The organism is Gordonia alkaliphila (assembly GCF_023017165.1).
GTDB lineage: Bacteria > Actinomycetota > Actinomycetes > Mycobacteriales > Mycobacteriaceae > Gordonia > Gordonia alkaliphila.
This window is the reverse complement of record NZ_JALKBW010000001.1, coordinates 1,417,731-1,435,397: the sequence shown is the minus strand read 5'-3', so window position 1 is coordinate 1,435,397 and position 17,667 is coordinate 1,417,731. Positions and strand designations below refer to the sequence as shown.

General features: G+C 69.6%; 14 protein-coding genes. 7 read left to right on the top strand and 7 right to left on the bottom strand.

What is annotated here, in order from left to right; all coding sequences use genetic code 11:
- Window positions 1–102: 102 nt before the first annotated feature.
- Together MUG78_RS06340 and MUG78_RS06335 are read left to right on the top strand one after the other, a co-directional pair.
- Window positions 103–816, top strand: coding sequence for a DUF6474 family protein (locus tag MUG78_RS06340; protein ID WP_246993289.1), 714 nt, complete (start codon window positions 103–105; stop codon window positions 814–816).
- Window positions 817–829: 13 nt separating this feature from the next.
- Window positions 830–1,324 carry a hypothetical protein gene (locus MUG78_RS06335; protein WP_246993287.1) on the top strand — a complete coding sequence of 165 codons (495 nt, stop codon included), beginning with the start codon at window positions 830–832 and terminating at the stop codon, window positions 1,322–1,324.
- Between the two features lie 33 nt (window positions 1,325–1,357).
- Here MUG78_RS06335 and MUG78_RS06330 read toward each other — a convergent pair whose 3' ends face one another.
- Entirely contained in the window at window positions 1,358–2,911 is a 1,554-nt protein-coding gene (locus MUG78_RS06330) for a succinic semialdehyde dehydrogenase (protein WP_246993285.1), read from the bottom strand.
- Between the two features lie 40 nt (window positions 2,912–2,951).
- Window positions 2,952–3,434, bottom strand: a complete 483-nt coding sequence (gene rraA, locus MUG78_RS06325) for a ribonuclease E activity regulator RraA (RefSeq protein WP_246993283.1) — start codon at window positions 3,432–3,434, stop codon at window positions 2,952–2,954.
- A 107-nt stretch (window positions 3,435–3,541) separates the two neighbouring features.
- Here rraA and MUG78_RS06320 point away from each other — a divergent pair, with 107 nt between their 5' ends.
- Entirely contained in the window at window positions 3,542–3,772 is a 231-nt protein-coding gene (locus tag MUG78_RS06320) for an RNA-binding S4 domain-containing protein (RefSeq protein ID WP_246993281.1), read from the top strand.
- Here the strand turns inward: MUG78_RS06320 and MUG78_RS06315 are convergent.
- Window positions 3,769–4,290, bottom strand: coding sequence for a hypothetical protein (locus MUG78_RS06315; protein WP_246993280.1), 522 nt, complete (start codon window positions 4,288–4,290; stop codon window positions 3,769–3,771). The genes MUG78_RS06320 and MUG78_RS06315 overlap by 4 nt on opposite strands.
- A 487-nt stretch (window positions 4,291–4,777) precedes the next feature.
- Here MUG78_RS06315 and MUG78_RS06310 point away from each other — a divergent pair, with 487 nt between their 5' ends.
- The gene (locus MUG78_RS06310) at window positions 4,778–5,341 is read left to right on the top strand and encodes a DUF4352 domain-containing protein (RefSeq protein WP_308221338.1); all 564 of its coding nucleotides are present in this window, start codon (window positions 4,778–4,780) and stop codon (window positions 5,339–5,341) included.
- Between the two features lie 77 nt (window positions 5,342–5,418).
- Window positions 5,419–6,801 (top strand): serine/threonine-protein kinase, encoded by a 1,383-nt coding sequence (locus tag MUG78_RS06305; RefSeq protein ID WP_246993278.1) that lies wholly within the window; start codon window positions 5,419–5,421, stop codon window positions 6,799–6,801.
- An 18-nt stretch (window positions 6,802–6,819) separates the two neighbouring features.
- Here MUG78_RS06305 and MUG78_RS06300 read toward each other — a convergent pair whose 3' ends face one another.
- Together MUG78_RS06300 and MUG78_RS06295 are read right to left on the bottom strand one after the other, a co-directional pair.
- Window positions 6,820–7,938 (bottom strand): CaiB/BaiF CoA transferase family protein, encoded by a 1,119-nt coding sequence (locus MUG78_RS06300; RefSeq protein ID WP_246993276.1) that lies wholly within the window; start codon window positions 7,936–7,938, stop codon window positions 6,820–6,822.
- Complete coding sequence (locus MUG78_RS06295) at window positions 7,935–9,122, bottom strand: acyl-CoA dehydrogenase family protein (protein WP_246993274.1); 1,188 nt, start codon at window positions 9,120–9,122, stop codon at window positions 7,935–7,937. The genes MUG78_RS06300 and MUG78_RS06295 overlap by 4 nt, the downstream gene beginning before the upstream one ends.
- Before the next feature lie 144 nt (window positions 9,123–9,266).
- Between MUG78_RS06295 and MUG78_RS06290 the strand changes: the two genes are divergently transcribed.
- Window positions 9,267–10,295 (top strand): LacI family DNA-binding transcriptional regulator, encoded by a 1,029-nt coding sequence (locus MUG78_RS06290; RefSeq protein ID WP_246993272.1) that lies wholly within the window; start codon window positions 9,267–9,269, stop codon window positions 10,293–10,295.
- A 112-nt stretch (window positions 10,296–10,407) separates the two neighbouring features.
- Here MUG78_RS06290 and MUG78_RS06285 read toward each other — a convergent pair whose 3' ends face one another.
- Together MUG78_RS06285 and gltB are read right to left on the bottom strand one after the other, a co-directional pair.
- Window positions 10,408–11,862 (bottom strand): glutamate synthase subunit beta, encoded by a 1,455-nt coding sequence (locus tag MUG78_RS06285; protein ID WP_246993270.1) that lies wholly within the window; start codon window positions 11,860–11,862, stop codon window positions 10,408–10,410.
- Window positions 11,855–16,429 carry a glutamate synthase large subunit gene (gene gltB / locus MUG78_RS06280; RefSeq protein ID WP_246993268.1) on the bottom strand — a complete coding sequence of 1,525 codons (4,575 nt, stop codon included), beginning with the start codon at window positions 16,427–16,429 and terminating at the stop codon, window positions 11,855–11,857. Before gltB ends, MUG78_RS06285 begins: the two co-directional genes overlap by 8 nt.
- Window positions 16,430–16,659: 230 nt before the next feature.
- Between gltB and MUG78_RS06275 the strand changes: the two genes are divergently transcribed.
- Window positions 16,660–17,664, top strand: coding sequence for an alpha/beta hydrolase (locus MUG78_RS06275; protein WP_246993266.1), 1,005 nt, complete (start codon window positions 16,660–16,662; stop codon window positions 17,662–17,664).
- Window positions 17,665–17,667 lie beyond the last annotated feature (3 nt).

Genomic DNA, 17,667 nt, shown 5'->3' with positions numbered 1-17,667 from the left:
CCGATGTGGCAACGCTGCGCCACCGTCTCATTCCCTAGAGACACTATGCAATGCTGGTATCAGTCAGGCGCTGCGCGCCGGTCTTCCGCAGGAAAGGACACCATGGGTCTCTTGTCGTCCCGCCGGGCCTCGCGCGTGCAGCGCAAGGCCGAAGCCAAGATCCGCAAGGCGGAAGAGAAGGCCGTCAAGACCCGCGTCCAGCTGGAAGCCAAGGTCGGCGCGCAGGAAGAAGCCAGGCGCCACAAGAAGGCGTTGAAGACCGAGCACAAGTACCAGGCCAAGGCGCACAAGGCCGAGCGCAAGACCACCAAGAGCGCGGGCAAGGCCCAGCAGAAGGTGGCCGCCGCCGAGGCGAAAACCGTTGCGGCACAAGCGAAAGTCGCCGAGAAGCAGTCGCTGCTGAATCCGGCGAAGGTCCGTCGCTACCTGACCGTCGGACGCATCCTCGCGCCCATCGCCGGGCCGATCCTGTACCGCGGCGCCGTGGCCGCGCGCTCGGAGATCACCGCGTTGCAGGCACGCCGGGCGGGCGTTCCCGCCGCGACCCTGACCCAGTTCGGCGGCCCCAGTGCCGCCCTGCGCGCCCGCATCTCCACCGCCCAGGAGACCGCGCAGAAGGTGGGCGAGGCCGACTCGACGCCGGAGAGCGCCGCCTTCGTCAACACCATGCTGGGTCGGCTGAACAATCTGGTGGTGGCCGCCGATGCCGCCGACACCATGCCCCCGGCGCAGCGTCGTGCCGCGCAGCGGGCGATCAGCAATGAGCTGACCGCGATCGACAACGATCTGCTGGCCCGCCTGAACGTCCACCCGTAAGGAGACGCCCACCGTGGCCGACAACGAATCCACCGCGCCCATCGGCCGGAACGACGACGCCGAGCCGACCCCGGCCGCTGAGCAAGCCCCCGCCGAGAAGGCGCCCGCCAAGAAGACTCCGGCGAAGAAGGCCCCCGCCAAGAAGGCTCCTGCCAAGAAGGCCCCGGCGAAGAAGGCCCCTGCCAAGAAGGCGGCGCCCGCCAAGGCGCCGGCGAAAAAGGCCCCTGCCAAGAAGGCGGTCCCAGCCGCGAAGGCGGTGCCGCCGGCCGACGAAGCTCCTCAGACAGAAGCTCCCACGGCGGAAGCCCCGAAGCCCGCCGCGCCCGCGGCACGGCCGGCCGATTCGGTCGCGCAGGCCGATGCGGCGCGCGAGGCGTTCACGCAGCTGCGGCGCACGTCGCCCACCCAGCTGCCGGGCGATCGGATCACCCCGGGCATGGTCGCCGCGCTGGTGGCCGTCATCGCGCTGATCGTGGCCATGACACGACGCTGCCGCCGACGCGCCTGAGCCAGCGCGCGTCGACGGCAACAGCCGGTCGGCTTACCGACCCGGCAGGTACTTCAGGGTGCGGATCGCCAGCGGCGTCAGCTTGAGGAAGACGTTGCGCGGCACGCCCGCCATCCCGTCCAGGCCGATGAAACGCTGGGCGGCGATGGTCTGCGGTTCGGTGTACTTGTGCAGACCCTCCTCGCCGTGGCGGCGACCCACACCGGACTTGCCCATGCCGCCCATCGGCGCGGCCGTGGAACCCCAGGCCGCGGCGTAGCCCTCGTTGATGTTCACGGTGCCGGCGCGCAGGCGCTCGGCGATCCGCTGCGCCAGAGCGCTGCTCCCGGCGAAAACGCTCGCGTTGAGGCCGTACTCGGTGTCGTTGGCGCGCTCGACGGCTTCGTCGATCGAGGCCACCGGGTAGATCGACACCAGCGGGCCGAAGGTCTCGTCACGGAAGCACAGCATGTCCTCGGTGACGTCGGTGAGCACTGTGGGGGCATAGAAGAACGGCCCGAGGTCGGCGCGCTTGCGGCCGCCGGCCAGCACCGTCGCACCCTTCGACACCGCGTCGTCGACGTGCTCTTCCAGCGTCTTCACCTGGTCGGCGGAGGCGAGCGAGCCCATGTCGGCCGACAGGTCGTAGCTGGCCGAGAGGTTCATCTTCTCGACGTAGTCGGCGAACTTGCTCGTGAATTCGTCGACGATCGACGCGTCGACGTAGATCCGCTCGATCGAGATGCACAGCTGACCCGAGTTGGAGAAGCAGGCGCGAGCGGCGCCCTCGACGGCGCGGTCGATGTCGACGTCGGCGGTGATGATCATCGGGTTCTTGCCGCCGAGCTCCGCGGAGAAGCCGATGAGGCGCTTGCTCGCCTGCTGCGCCAGCAGCGCGCCGGTGGCCGAGGAGCCGGTGAACATCAGGTAGTCGGTGTTCTCCACGATGGCCTGGCCGATCACCGAACCCGGCCCGGGGACCACGGCGAACAGCTCGCGGGCCAGACCCGCCTGGTACAGCAGCTCGGCCAGGGCCAGCGCGCAGTACGGGGTGTTGCTGTCCGGCTTGATCACCACGGCGTTGCCGGCGACGAGCGCGGCGACCGCGTCGGACACGGCCAGGGTCAGCGGGTAGTTCCACGGGCTGATCACGCCGACCACGCCCTTGGGCTGGAAGCGGACGCGAACGTCGGTGGCGCCCGGGATCATGCCGGGCACCTTGCGCTCGGCCAGCATCTTGGGGCCGTGGGTGGCGTAGTAGCGCGCGGTGAGCGCCACGTCCAGGACCTCTTCCTGGGCGTAGATGCGCGCCTTGCCGGTCTCGGCCTGCGCGATGTCCATCAGCGCGTCGGCGTTGTCGTACACCAGCTCGGAGAAGCGGCTCAGCACGGCGGCACGCTCGGCAGCGCTGCGCTGCGACCACTCGACCTGCGCCAAGCGGGCACGCTCGACGGCCAGCTCCAGGTCCTCGACCGCGGCCACCGGGATGGTTGCCATCTCGGCGCCGCTGAAGGCTTCGAGTACCGGCTTGGCCGGGCGGTCGGCGGGGTCGTCGATCGCCGCGAGGGCGGCCAATCGCTTGAAATACGCGGGGGTGGGCTTAGCCATGGTTCTTCTCCAGTTCAGGTGGGAAACGGGCTGGTGCGCGTCAGGGCGTCACGACGACGATGCCGTCGTCGTCGGAATAGAGGTGGTCGCCGGGGGTGAAGACGATGCCGCCCAGCTCCACCGGCACGTCGCGCTCGCCGACCGCGGTCTTGGACGACTTGCGCGGGTTGGTGCCGAGGGCCTTCACGCCGATGGCCATGGTGCCGATGGTCTTGGCGTCGCGGATGGCGCCGTTGGCGACGATCCCGGCCCAGCCGTTGCTGCGGCCCAGTTCGGCGATGATGTCGCCGACCAGCGCGGTGTGCAGCGAGCCGCCGCCGTCGATCACCAGGACACCGCCCGGGTTCGGCTCGGACAGGATGGACTTGAGCAGCGCGTTGTCCTGGAAGCAGCGCACCGTCGTCACCACGCCGACGAACTCGCGGTTACCGCCGTACTGGGTGAACTGGGTGTCGCAACTGCGGACGTCGTCGCCGATCTGGTCGACGAGGTCGGCGGTGGGCGTGAATTCGATCGCGGTCATGACACCGAGTGTAGGCCGGTCACGACGCCGACTGTACCGCCCGGTAACACACGTCACCGCGGTGATGCGGTCAGCAGAGGCGGGCCGGGCGGGCCGCCCGGGGCACAATGGGCCGGGTGGACGACATCGAGATTCGCGACGACAGCATCCGCCTGGGCCAGTTCTTGAAGCTGGCCAGTCTGATCGAGACCGGCGCCGACGCCAAAATGGTCCTCGCCGACGGGCTCGTCACCGTGAACGACGAGCTGGAGACCCGCCGCGGACGGCAGCTGCACGACGGCGACGTGGTGGAGATCGGCGGAATCAGCGTGCGCGTGCGCACGGCACCGAGCAGCTAGCCGGTCGCCCCCGCGGCCACCGGCGGGAGCGCGCACATCTGCGCGCCTTCGAGTCGTCGGGCCAGTGCGAACCACAGCAGCAGCAGGGCGGCGACCGCCAACACCGGCTGCAACGGCGCGAACCAGGCCAGCGCACCGGAGTAACCGAGCGCGAGCAAAGCGATCTTGTTGCACACCGGGCAACCGACGGCGAACCAGGTGAGGCCCGCGCCGAGGATGCCCCAGCGCCCTTCCCGATCGGTCTGCTCCACCGCGGGCGCGTCCTTGTCCATCACATAGGTGGCGGCGAGGAGACCCGCCAGCACCGCGGTGAGAATCCACACCGGATAGTTCCACGCCGTCGGCGGGATCTCCCGGCTGAACAGAGAGTTGGGGATCAGCACGGTCGCCAGTCCGACGAGGACCAACATCACGGCGGCCACCAGGAACGCCACCACGGCTTGCCGGAGGGTCGCGGCGCGAAGCGCGGCGACGATCGAGCCGGGCGAACGACGGAACGTGGCGAGGACAGACTTCACGCCTCCACTGTGCCCGAATCAGACGAACAGCGGCGGCGAGGACTCACGCAGCGCGGCGCAGGCGACGGAATTCTTCCGTCGTCACCAGGCGCTCGCGGTCGGCGGCCAGGGACCGCGGGGCACGGAGACGTCCCCACACGGTGCGGGCGACCTCGCGTCCAGAGCGCCGTCGACCCCGATCGTTGGATAGCGATGACATGGCTCTCCTCCCCGGAACTTCTCCGACGTGCTGTTGGCCGGTATGTCGTGCTCCGGCCGTCGAACGTTACCCGCGCGGGCGGCCCCGGCGCGTCGCCTGTGGCGCGCCGCACGACGGACCGCGAGCATGTCGGCCGTTCGGACGACACGCCGACAGTGTCGGAGGCATCACATATCCTCCAGCATGTTCCAGATCACGCTCTGGCCGTCAGAAGAAGGAAACACATGACGACTCCTCCCCCGCCCGGCACACCGCCTCCGGCTACTACCGCCCCCGGCCCCTCCGCCGGTGAAGAAGAGCCGCAAGTGGCTCTGGATCGTCCTCGGAGTCCTGGTGGTCATCGGCATCATCATCGGCGCAACCAGTGGAGGCGAAACCGCCGAGGACTCCGCCGATTCCTCGTCCAGCACGTCGGAAAACGGCAACAAGTCCGACGACAAGGGCAAGACCGCCGGCCTCAACACCCCGGTGCGCGACGGGAAGTTCGAATTCACCGTCACAGGCGTCGAGTCGGGCTTGTCCGAGGTCGGCGACAACCCGTACCTCACCGAGCAGGCCCAGGGCCAGTTCGTGGTCGTCACGCTGACGGTGTCCAACACCGGTGACAAGCCCCAGTCGTTCAGCCCCAGCGAGCAGAAGCTGAAGGACAGTCAGGGTCGCACCTTCGAGAGCGACTCCACCGCGCAGATCGCGTTGGGCGACACCGACATCGCGGTCTGGGACAGCATCAACCCGGGCAACAGCGTTGACGTCAAGCTGGTCTTCGACATGCCGAAGGACGCCACGGCCCAGAGCCTGGAGCTGCACGACTCCATGTTCTCCGACGGTGTGACGGTCAACCTGACCAAGTAGGACGAGTCGAAGTGTCCGCGACCGACCCCAGCCTTGGGGTCGGTCGCGGTTCTCGCATCGAGGGAGAAGCAACCTTCATGACCAGCGCCATCGCCGGCTATAAAATCGTGCGCCCGCTCGGCGCGGGCGGCATGGGTCAGGTGTTCCTGGTCGAGCATCCGCGTCTGCCGCGCCGGGACGCGCTGAAACTGCGGCCCGTCGCGCTCTCCCGAAGCGACGACTTCACCGCCCGCTTCGCGCGCGAAGCGGACCTGCTCGCGCAGCTGTCGCACCCCAACATCGTCACCGTGTACGACCGCGGTGAGCACGACGGCAGCCTCTGGATCGCCATGGAATTCGTCGACGGCACCGATGCCGGCGCCCTCGTGCAGTCGCGGGGTCCGCTGCCCGTGGATCTGGTTCTGCCGCTGATCGCCGGGGCGGGCGCAGCCCTTGACTACGCGTGGCGCACCCAGAAGGTCACCCACCGGGATGTGAAGCCCGGCAACATCTTGGTCTCGTGGGATCGCGACGCGAACCCTCCGGAGCTCGACGCCGTGAAGCTCGCCGACTTCGGGATCGCCAAGGCCGCCGAGGAATCGACGTCGCTCACCGCGACCGGCATGACCATCGGCACCATGTCGTACATCAGTCCCGAAGCGATCGACGGTTCTCCCGTCGACAACCGGTCGGACATCTACTCGCTGGCCTGCACCGCCTACCACCTGCTCGCCGGCCGTCCGCCGTTCACCGAGACCTCGATCTCGGCGCTCATGGCAGCGCACCTGCACCGACCGGTCCCGCCGATCTCCACCGTGGCACCGCACGTCCCGGCCGGGTGGGACGCGGTCTTCGCACGCGCACTCGCCAAGGATCCGGCCTCGCGCTACGGCGCCTGCGCCGAGTTCGTCGCGGCGCTCTCCGCCGCCGCCCAACCCAGTGCGGTGCCCGCCGGCGGCCCGGCGTACTCCCCGACCCTGGTCGGCTCCGCACCGGCCGTGCGCCATGCGCACACCACGACCACCGGCCGCAGCCAATGGCTTCTGCCGGGGGCCGTCATCGTCGCCGCCATCGCGCTCGTGGCTGCGGGCACCTTCGTCTTTCGCAGCGGGCAGTCGGACAACTCCGCCTCGACGGTTGCGGCACCGTCGAGCACCCACACGGTGACGACCACGACGACGCCGAGCACCCCGACGGTCCAGGCTCAGACTCCGACCGAGACGGTCACCGTGCCGGTCACGCCCGCACCGGTCGAAGGTCAGCCGTGCGGTGCCGATCAGTTCGACGACTACTCCGACGACGGCACGCTCTACTGCAGCGCGCTGAACGAAGCCTGGACCGACCTGACGCATAAGTCACGCCCGGCTGTCGAACCCGGATCGAGCTGCGACGAACCCGGCGCCCGGGCGCAGATCGCCCGAACCGAGGCGATCGGCACCTGTCGGACCGGGCCGGGCGGCACCCTCATCTGGGATTGGTGACCGTAGCCGCCGCGTGCCTCAGCTTTCGCCGAGCCTCGGGGGCGCCGACCGGTAGGTGGCCGGCGTCTCTGAGAAGGTGATCGGGTGCGCGACGGTCCGCACCGGGCCGTCGCGCCGCGGATCGTCGATCTCGACGATCGGCGCCAGGCCGAGCCGCTCCGCGAGGGCGAACGCCTCCCCGAGGTCGTTCACCGGACCGCACGGCACGCCCACCGCGGTGAGGCGGCCGAACCAGCCGTCGGCGGTGTCCGCGGCGAGCAGCGGCGTCAACCCCTCGAGCAGTGCGCCGCGGTGCGCCACCCGTTCGGTGTTGGTGCCGAAGCGCGGGTCGTCGGCCATCGCGGCGGCGCCGAGTTCGGTGACCAGCGCGCGGAACTGACGGTCGTTCCCGACGGCCAGCGCCAACGCCCGATCGGCGGTCGGCACCAGTTCGTAGGGCGCGATACTCGGGTGCTTGTTACCCATCGCCCGCGGGACCACGCCCGCGCCCACGTAGCCCGACGCCTGATTGACCAGGGCCGACAGCAACGACGACAGCAGGTTCACCTCGATGCGCTGACCGCGGCCGGTGGCATCCCGGTGCCGCAGCGCCGCCAGGATCCCGACCGCTGCGTGCAGCCCGGTCACCACGTCGACCAGCGCGACGCCCACCTTGGTCGGCTCGTCCGGCGACGGCCCGGTGACGCTCATCAGGCCGCCGACCGCCTGCACCAGCAGGTCGTAGCCGGGCAGGTCGTTGTGTCCGCCGAAACCGGTGATCGAGCAGTAGACCACTCCCGGGTTGGCCTCGGCCACCGCCGCGTAACCCAGACCCAACCGGTCCATGGCGCCGGGCAGGAAGTTCTCCACCACCACGTCGGCGCGCGCGGCGAGCTCCCGGGCGGCTGCGAGATCGTCGTCGTCGCGCAGGTTCAGCGCTCGCGAGATCTTGTTCCGGTTGGCCGCCTGAAAGTAGGTGGCCTGCCCGTGGGCGAACGGCGGGCCCCACGAGCGGGTGTCGTCGCCGCCGTCGGGCCGCTCCACCTTGATCACCTCGGCGCCGAGGTCGGCGAGCAACATGGTGGCGTACGGACCGGCCAGCACTCGACCGAAGTCGGCGATCACCAGGCCGTCGAGCGCGCCCGCGGTGTCGGTCACCGGAAGGCCGAGGCGCCGGTGAGAGCGCGGCCGATGCTCAGCTGGTGCACCTCGGAGGTGCCCTCGTAGGTGAGCACCGACTCGAGGTTGTTGGCGTGCCGAATCGCCGGGTACGCGAGCGTGATGCCGTTGGCCCCCAAAATGGTTCGGCATTCGCGCGCCACCTTGATGGCCTCGCGGGTGTTGTTCAGCTTGCCGAGGCTGACCTGTGCCGGCTCCACCTCGCCCGCATCCTTGAGCCGTCCGAGCTGGTACGCCAGCAGGTGGCCCTTACCCACCTCCAGCGCCATGTCGGCGAGCTTGGCCTGCGTCAGCTGGTAGGCGGCGAGCGGCTTGTCGAAGACGAGACGGGTCGACGCGTAGTCGACGGCGGTCTCCAGGCAGTCGCGCGCGGCGCCGATCGCGCCGAAGATGATGCCGAAGCGCGCCTCGTTCAGGCACGACAGCGGACCGCGCAGACCGGCGGCCTTCGGCAGCATCGCCGACTCGGGCAACCGCACGTTCTCCAGGACCAGCTCGGAGGTCACCGACGCGCGCAGCGACATCTTGGCGCGGATCTCCGGCGCCGAGAAGCCCGGCGTATCGGTGGGCACGACGAAGCCGCGGATGCCCCGCGAGCCCTCCTCCAGGTCGGTGTTGGCCCACACCACGGCGACGTCGGCGACGGAGCCGTTGGTGATCCACATCTTGGTGCCGTTGAGCACCCAGTCGCCGCCGTCGCGGACGGCCCGGGTGCGCATGCCGCCGGGATCGGAGCCGAAGTCGGGTTCGGTGAGACCGAAGCAGCCGATCGCGTCACCGGCCGCCATCTGCGGGAGCCAGTGCTCCTTCTGCTCCTCGCTGCCCCAGTGGTGGATGGCGAACATCGCGAGCGAACCCTGCACCGACACCAGCGAGCGGATACCCGAGTCGATGGCCTCCAATTCCAGGCAGGCCAGCCCGTACGACACCGCGCTCATGCCGGCGCAGCCGTAGCCCTCCAGGTGCATGCCGAGCACGCCGAGGCCGCCGAGCTCCTTCGCGAGCTCACGCACCGGGATCCGCGCCTCGTCGAACCAGTCGGCGATGTGCGGACGGATCTTCTCGTTGCCGAACTGCCGGACGGTGTCCCGGATCTGCCGTTCGTCGTCGTGCAGGAGGGTGTCGAGGGCGAAGAGTTCGGTGACGGTGCGCGTGTCGGCCATGGCGGTTTCCTTCTCCGGTGCGAAAGCTGTAGCGCACGGCCGCGACGATCTCGCAATCCTTTGCGCAATCGATTGCGCCGTGTTGAAATGAGGTTAACCAGCCACGCACCATCGGGTCAATCCCCACCACCGAAAGGCCCCGAGATGTCCGCATCCAGGCGCAGCGCCCGGCCGCCGACGATGAAGGAGATCGCCGACCGCGCCGGGGTGCACACCTCGACGGTGTCGCGGGTGCTGCGCCAGACCGAGCCGGTCGACGGCTGGTCGGACTCGGCGCTCCGGATCCGTGCGGTGGCCGACGAACTCGGCTATCGCCCCAATCTCTGGGCCGCGAGCCTGCGCACCCGACGCACCACCACCATCGGCGCGGTGATGCCGCGGCTCACCGACGGCGTGGTCGCAACCATCTATCAGGGCGCCGAGGAGGCCGCGCGCACGGCGGGCTACTCGCTGCTGCTGAGCAGTCCGCCCGACCACCCGGCCGATCAGCGCGCCGCCATCGACCTGCTGACCGGCCGCCAGGTGGACGGTCTGCTGCTCAGCAGCCTGCACAGCCCCGCCGCCGAGTTCGTGGCCGACCTCGGGCTCTCGGTGCCCGCCATCGCGCTCAACCGGCATGCCGACTCCGGGCTGCCGTACGTGGGCGGCGACGACCACCTCGGCGGCGTGCTCGCCGGCCGGCACCTACTCGACTGCGGCTACCGCCGCCCGGCCGTGGTGGGCGGTCCGCCGCACGCCACCACCGGCAACGACCGCCTCGCCGGGTTCGTCGCCGCGATGGCCGACGCCGGCGTCTCGCTCCAAGCCGAGCACGTCACCCACACCGCCTTCGACGTGGCCGGCGGCATCGAGGCCGCCCACCGCCTGTTGGACGCCCCCGCCCCGCCGGACGCGATCTTCGCGGCCAGCGACTCCATCGCGATCGGCATCCTCGGCGTCGCCCGCGACCGAGGCCTGTCCATCCCGGATCAGCTCGGCCTGGTGGGCTACAACGACATCCCGGTCGCCGCCCAGCTCCCGGTCCCGCTGACCACCGTCGTCACGCCCGCCCACGAGATCGGCGCCGCCGGCGTCCGACTGCTGCTGGAGAACATCGCCCACCCGGACGAGCGGCCCGCCGACGTGATCCTGCCGGTGGAACTGGTCCCCCGCGGCTCCACCGCACCGCAGTAGAAGACCTAGACGGTAAAACAACGGCGTCCTGGCGGCCACCGATGGCATATATCCATCGGCGGCGCTCAGGACGCCGTTGTTTTACCGAGCTGGGCAGGTCAGACCGTGCGGGTCAGCGCTGCGCCACCTGGGTCGGGACGATCGGAGCGGGGAGCTCCGTGCTGCTCATCAGGTACTTGTCTACGCCTGCGGCCGCGGCGCGGCCCTCGGCGATCGCCCACACGATGAGCGACTGCCCGCGGCCGGCGTCCCCGGCAACGAAGACTCCGGGGACGCCGTTGGCCCCGAAGTCCTCGCCGCGCGCGACATTGCCGCGCGGGTCATAGGTGACGCCCAACTTGTCGAGCAGGTCGCCGCGCTCCGGGCCGACGAAGCCCATCGCGAGCAGAACCAGGTCGCACTCCAGGTCGAAGTCGGTGCCCTCGACTTTCTCGAAGCGGCCGCCCACCATCTGCACCTCGTGCGCACGCAGGCCGGTGACCTGACCGTTCTCGCCGAGGAACTGTTCGGTGTTGACGCTGAAGACGCGTTCGCCGCCCTCTTCGTGCGCCGACGACACCCGGTACATCAGCGGGTACAGCGGCCACGGCGTCGAGTCGGCGCGCTCGGCCGGCGGGCGCGGCATGATCTCGAACTGGTGGACCACCTCGGCACCCTGCCGGAGCGAGGTGCCCAGGCAGTCGGCGCCGGTGTCGCCGCCGCCGATGATGACGACCTTCTTGCCCTCCGCGGTGACCTGGTCGGGCACCGTGTCGCCCACCGCGGCACGGTTGGCCTGCGGCAGGAACTCCATGGCCTGGTAGATCCCGGTGAGCTCGCGCCCGGGGATCGGCAGATCGCGGCCGATGGTGGAACCGACCGACAGGACCACTGCGTCGTACTGCGCGCGCAACTCCTCCACGGTGAGGTCGACGCCCACGTTGACGCCGGTGCGGAACACCGTGCCCTCGGCCGTCATCTGCTCGAGGCGACGGTCGATGATGCGCTTCTCCATCTTGAACTCGGGGATGCCGTACCGGAGCAGCCCGCCGATCCGATCGGCGCGCTCGAAGACGGTCACCGCATGCCCGGCCCGGGTCAGCTGCTGGGCGGCGGCCAGTCCGGCCGGGCCGGAACCGATCACCGCGACGCTGCGACCGGTCGGCTCGGACGGCAGCACCGGGACCACCGAGTCGTCGTCGAAGGCCTTTTCGATGAGCTCCACCTCGACCTGCTTGATGGTCACCGCCGGGGCGTTGATGCCCAACACGCACGACGCCTCGCACGGCGCCGGACACAGCCGCCCGGTGAACTCCGGGAAGTTGTTGGTGGCGTGCAGTCGTTCGATGCCGTCGGCCCACCGCCCGCGGAAGACCAGGTCGTTCCACTCCGGAATCAGATTCCCGAGCGGACATCCGTTGTGGCAGAACGGGATTCCGCAGTCCATGCACCGGCTCGCCTGCTTCTGCAAGGTGCCGTGGTCGAACTTGTTGTAGACCTCGTTGAAGTCGCGCAGTCGAAGTTCGACGGGACGCCGGGTGGGCGTCTCCCGTTCGGTGTACTTGAGAAAACCTCTCGGATCAGCCACGAGCCGCCTCCATGATCGCTTCGTTCACATCTCGTCCGGTGCGCTCGGCGACGTCGATGGCGACAAGCACTCTCTTGTAGTCGCGGGGCATGACCTTCGCGAACTTGGTCTGGGCCACGGCCCAGTTGCCGAGGATCTTGGCCGCCACCGGCGACCGCGTCTCGTCTCGGTGCTCGGTGAGCATGGCCTGCAGGTAGGCCAGGTCGTCGGCGTCGGGGACCTCGCGGTCCACCAACTCGGTGTTGAGGTTGCCGGCCAACTCCCCCTTCGGGTCGTAGACGTAGGCGACGCCGCCGGACATGCCGGCCGCGAAGTTGCGGCCGGTGGTGCCGAGAACGATCACGCGTCCACCGGTCATGTACTCGCAGCCGTGGTCACCGACGCCTTCGACGACGGCCTGCACGCCCGAGTTCCGCACGCAGAACCGTTCGCCCGCCACACCTCGCAGGAAGATCTTGCCTGCGGTGCCGCCGAAGCCGATCACGTTGCCGGCGATGATGTTCTCCTCGGCGAGGAAGCCCGCGGGGGCGTCCACCGACGGGGCGACCACGATCTTGCCGCCGGACAGGCCCTTGCCGACGAAGTCGTTGGCGTCACCGGTCAGGCGCATGGTGATGCCCGCCGGCAGGAAGGCGCCGAAGCTGTTGCCCGCCGAGCCGGTGAGCGCCACCGAGATGGTGCCCTCCGGCAGTCCCGCCGCACCGTAGGCCTTGGTGACCTCGTGCCCGAGCATGGTGCCGACGGTCCGGTTCACGTTGGTGATCGGCGTCTCGATGTGCACGCGCGTGCCCGACTCGATGGCCGACCGGGCCTTGGCGATGAGCTCGTTGTCGAGCGCCTTGTCCAGACCGTGGTCCTGCGTGCCGGAGCAGTACAGGTCCTGGTTCATGAACGGCGACTCCGGCTGCGCCAGGATCGGCGACAGGTCGAGCCGACCGGCCTTGGCGTCCTTCCAATGCGCGACGGCCTTGGTGGTGTCGAGTGCCTCGACCTGCCCGACGGCCTCCTGCAGGGTGCGGAAACCCAAGCGCGCCAACAGCTCTCGCACCTCCTCGGCGATGTACAGCATGAAGTTCTCGACGAACTCCGGCTTGCCGGTGAAGCGTTCGCGCAGCAGCGGATTCTGCGTCGCGACGCCCACCGGGCAGGTGTCGAGGTGGCACACGCGCATCATGATGCAGCCCGAGACCACCAGTGGAGCGGTGGCGAAACCGAACTCCTCACCACCGAGCAGCGCCGCGATCATCACGTCGCGACCGGTCTTGAGCTGACCGTCGACCTGCACCACGATCCGGTCGCGCAGACCGTTGAGCAGCAGCGTCTGCTGGGTCTCGGCCAGGCCGATCTCCCAGGGCGCGCCGGCGTGCTTGAGCGAGGTCAACGGGCTCGCGCCGGTGCCGCCGTCGTGCCCGGAGATCAGCACCACGTCGGCGTGCGCCTTCGAGACGCCGGCCGCGACCGTGCCCACCCCCAGCTCGGAGACGAGTTTCACGTGAATCCGAGCGTCCGGATTCGCATTCTTCAGGTCGTGGATCAGCTGAGCCAGATCCTCGATCGAGTAGATGTCGTGGTGCGGCGGCGGCGAGATCAGGCCGACGCCCGGCGTGCTGCCGCGGACCTCGGCGACCCACGGGTACACCTTGTGCGGGGGCAGCTGACCGCCCTCGCCGGGCTTGGCACCCTGCGCCATCTTGATCTGGATGTCGGTGCAGTTGGTCAGGTAGTGGCTGGTCACGCCGAACCGACCCGACGCCACCTGCTTGATGGCACTGCGCCGCGAGTCGCCGTTCTCGTCCCGGATGAAGCGGCGCGGGTCCTCCCCGCCCTCACCCGAATTCGACCGTGCGCCAAGGCGATTCATCGCGATGGCCAGCGTCTCGTGGGCTTCGGCGGAGATCGAGCCGTAGCTCATCGCACCGGTGGAGAACCGCTTGACGATCTCGCTGGCCGGCTCCACCTTGTCGATCGGGATGGGGTCCCGGTCGCCGAAGTTGAAGTCGAACAGGCCGCGCAGCGTGCCCAGGCGGGTCGACTGATCGTCGACCATCTTGGTGTACTCCTTGAACACGCTGTACTGCCCGGTGCGGGTGGAGTGCTGCAGCTTGAACACGGTGTCGGGGTTGAACAGGTGGTACTCCCCCTCCCGACGCCACTGGTACTCGCCGCCCACCTCGAGCTCGCGGTGCGCCCGCTCGGAGGCCCGCTCGGTGAAGGCGAGATCGTGGCGCGCGGCCACCTCGCCGGCCACCTCGTCGAGCCCGATGCCGTCGAGCTGGCTGCGCAGGCCGGTGAAGAACTCGTCGACCAGGCCCTGGCTCAGGCCGATGGCCTGGAACAGCTGGGCCCCGTTGTACGACGGCACGGTGGAGATGCCCATCTTGCTCATCACCTTGAGCACGCCCTTGCCCGCAGCCTTGATGTAGTTGGCGCAGGCGGTCGGGTAATCGATCGCCAGCACGCCGGTGTCGACCAGGTCGTCGATCGACTCGAAGGCCATGTACGGGTTGATGGCGACGGCGCCGAAGGCGATCAGCAGCGCCATGTGGTGCACCTCGCGGGCATCCCCGCTTTCGACGACGATGCCGGCCCGCGTCCGCGTGCGCTCGCGCACCAGGTGGTGGTGCACCGCCGCGGTCAGCAGCAGCGACGGGATCGGGGCGAGCTTCTCGTTGGACTCGCGGTCGGACAGCACGATGATCTGTGCGCCGTCGGCGATGGCCGCCGACACCTGCGCCCGCACATCGTCGAGGGCGCGACGCAGACCCGCGCCGCCCTCGGCCACCGGGTACAGGCCGTGGATGTGCGCCGACGGGAAACCCGTTGCGGTGCCGTCGATGTCGACCAGTCGGGACAGTTCTTCGTTGTCCAGGATCGGCTGGCTCAGCACGATCTGCCGGGCCGACTCCGGGCCCGGGTGGAGCAGGTCGCGCTCACCGCCGAGCCGCTGCCCGATCGACGTGACGATCTCCTCGCGGATCGCATCCAGCGGCGGGTTGGTCACCTGCGCGAACAGCTGCTGGAAGTAGTCGAACAGCATGCGCGGTCGCGCCGACAGCACCGCGATCGGGGTGTCGGTGCCCATCGAACCGATGGCTTCGGCGCCGGCGGCCGCCATCGGCGCCACCAGCATGCGGAGGTCCTCATTGGTGTAGCCGAACAGCTGCTGCCGGTGCGCCACGCGGTCGTGGTTCATGAACACCTTCGGGCGCTCGGGCAGATCGGCCATGTGGATCTGGTTCTCGTCCAGCCACTGCTGGTACGGGTGCTCGCCGGCCAGGCCGTCCTTGAGCTCCTCGTCGCCGACGATGCGGCCCTGCGCGGTGTCGACCAGGAACATCTTGCCCGGCTGCAGGCGCTGCCGGGAGACCACCTCGGACGGGTCGATGTCGAGGACGCCGACCTCCGAGCCGAGCACCACGAGGCCGTCGCGGGTGACCCAGATGCGGGAGGGCCGCAGGCCGTTGCGGTCGAGCACGGCGCCGACCACGGTGCCGTCGGTGAAGCAGACCGACGCCGGTCCGTCCCAGGCCTCCATCAGCGCCGAGTGGTACTCGTAGAACGCCCGGTGCTCGGGCTTCATGGTCTCGTGCCGCTCCCAGGCCTCGGGCACCATCATCAGGACGGCGTGCGGCAGGCTGCGGCCGCCGAGGTGCAGCAGTTCCAGCACCTCGTCGAAGCGCGCGGTGTCCGACGCGCCCGGCGTGCACACGGGGAAGATCTTGTCGGCGGCACCGGCGCCGAAGACGTCGGCGTCGATCAGCGCTTCGCGCGCCCGCATCCAGTTCTCGTTGCCGGTGACGGTGTTGATCTCGCCGTTGTGCGCCACCCGACGGAACGGATGGGCCAGCGGCCACGACGGGAACGTGTTGGTGGAGAAGCGCGAGTGCACCAGGCCCAGCGCGCTCTCCACCCGGTCGTCCTGCAGATCCAGGTAGAAGTCGCGCAACTGCGGCGTGGTCAGCATGCCCTTGTAGACCATGGTCTGCCCGGACAGGCTCGGGAAGTAGACGGTGTCGCGGCCCGGACCGTCCTGTCCGGCGCCCTTCTCGCCCAGCTCGTACTGGATGCGCTTGCGCACCACGTAGGCCCGTCGTTCCAGGTCCATGCCCGACGCGCCGCCGAGGAACACCTGGCGGAAGGTCGGCATGGCGTCGCGCGCCAGGGCGCCCAGCGACGCGTCGTCCACCGGGACCTCGCGCCAGCCGAGGAGCACCAGGCCCTCGGCGTCGACGATCTTCTCGACACCGGCGACGGCGTCGACCACATCGTCGGCGGCCTGCGGCAGGAAGGCGATACCGGTGGCGTACTCGCCCTCCGGCGGCAGCTCGAAATCGACCACGGCGCGCAGGAACCGGTCGGGCACCTGCAGCATGATGCCGGCGCCGTCACCGGTGTTCGGCTCCGCGCCCGCGGCACCGCGATGTTCGAGGTTGACCAGTGCGGTGATCGCCTTCTCGACGATGTCCCGGCTGCGACGGCCGTGCATGTCGACGACGAAGGCCACGCCGCACGCGTCGTGTTCGTTGATGGGGTCGTAGAGCCCGACGGGCCCCGGCAAGTGCATCATGGATCTGCCTACTCCGTACGCCACGCTGCGCACTCATACGTACTGGAGAAGTCCCGGAAGAATCAGCGCGAATCGCACCGCCGGGGAGATCAGCTTCATTGCTGGCCCGCTCGGAAGAACCGAGCGCAGTAGGTCAAGTCTGCCACGCCGCGGCGACCGGACGCAAAATCGGCTGGTGATCCCGCCGAAACCTGCCCGCAATGAGGCATTTCCGCCGTAGCGTCTCAAGGGTGAGCAGCACAGAGGTCTCCGACGGTCTGGCCGGGCGCGGCTCGCTGCGCGCCCGCACTCTCAACGGCTACGCCTGGCGCGCAGCGCGCCCGATGATGGGGGTGGTCAGCCGCGTACCGCTGGTGGGTCCGGTGGCCCTGACCACGGTGCGGCCGGCCCTGAACAGCTCGCTCGCCGCCATCAGTCCGGTGCCGCGCGGCACCCGCACCACCGCGATCAAGACCCGGTACGACGACGGGCACGTGCGCGGCGAGTGGGTTCACGAGGCCGACCGTCACGGCGGCGCGCTCCCGAATCCGGCCTCCGGCCGCAGCATTCTGTACTACCTGCACGGCAGCGGCTACCTCATCTGCTCGCCGCGCACCCACCGCGGCCTCGTCGCACGCCTCACCCGGCGCACCGGCATCGGCGCGTTCAGCCTCGACTACCGCCTCGGACCCCGCCATCGCTTCCCGGCCGGCGGCGACGACGCCATCCGCGGCTACCGCTGGCTGCTGAATCAGGGCTTCGCTCCCGAGCAGATCATCGTCGCCGGCGATTCGGCCGGCGGCCATCTCGCGCAGGACCTCATCGCCGCCAACCATCGCGACGGGATTCCGCAGCCGGCCGCCATGCTGCTGATCTCCCCGCTGTACGACCCGTCGTTCGACATGGCCTGCGCACTGGAACGCACCGGTGTCCGCGACCCGCACATCGACGCCGTCGCCGCTCAGCGGCTGCTCCGCATGTACGTCGGCGGAGCTTCCGGCGCACACACCCGGATGCGGGTGGCGCTGACCCCGGACATGACGATCCCCGACACGCTGATCCAGTACGGCGCCCGCGAGGTGATGGCCGACGACGCCCGCGCCATCCACGCGAACATCCTGGCCGCCGGCGGAACCTCGGAGCTGCAGCAGTGGCCCGGTCAGGGGCACGTGTTCCAGATGTTCCCGTACTTCACGCCGGAGTCGCGCAAGGCCGTGCGACAGGCGAAGGACTTCCTCGACCGCCACGTCCGCTGACCC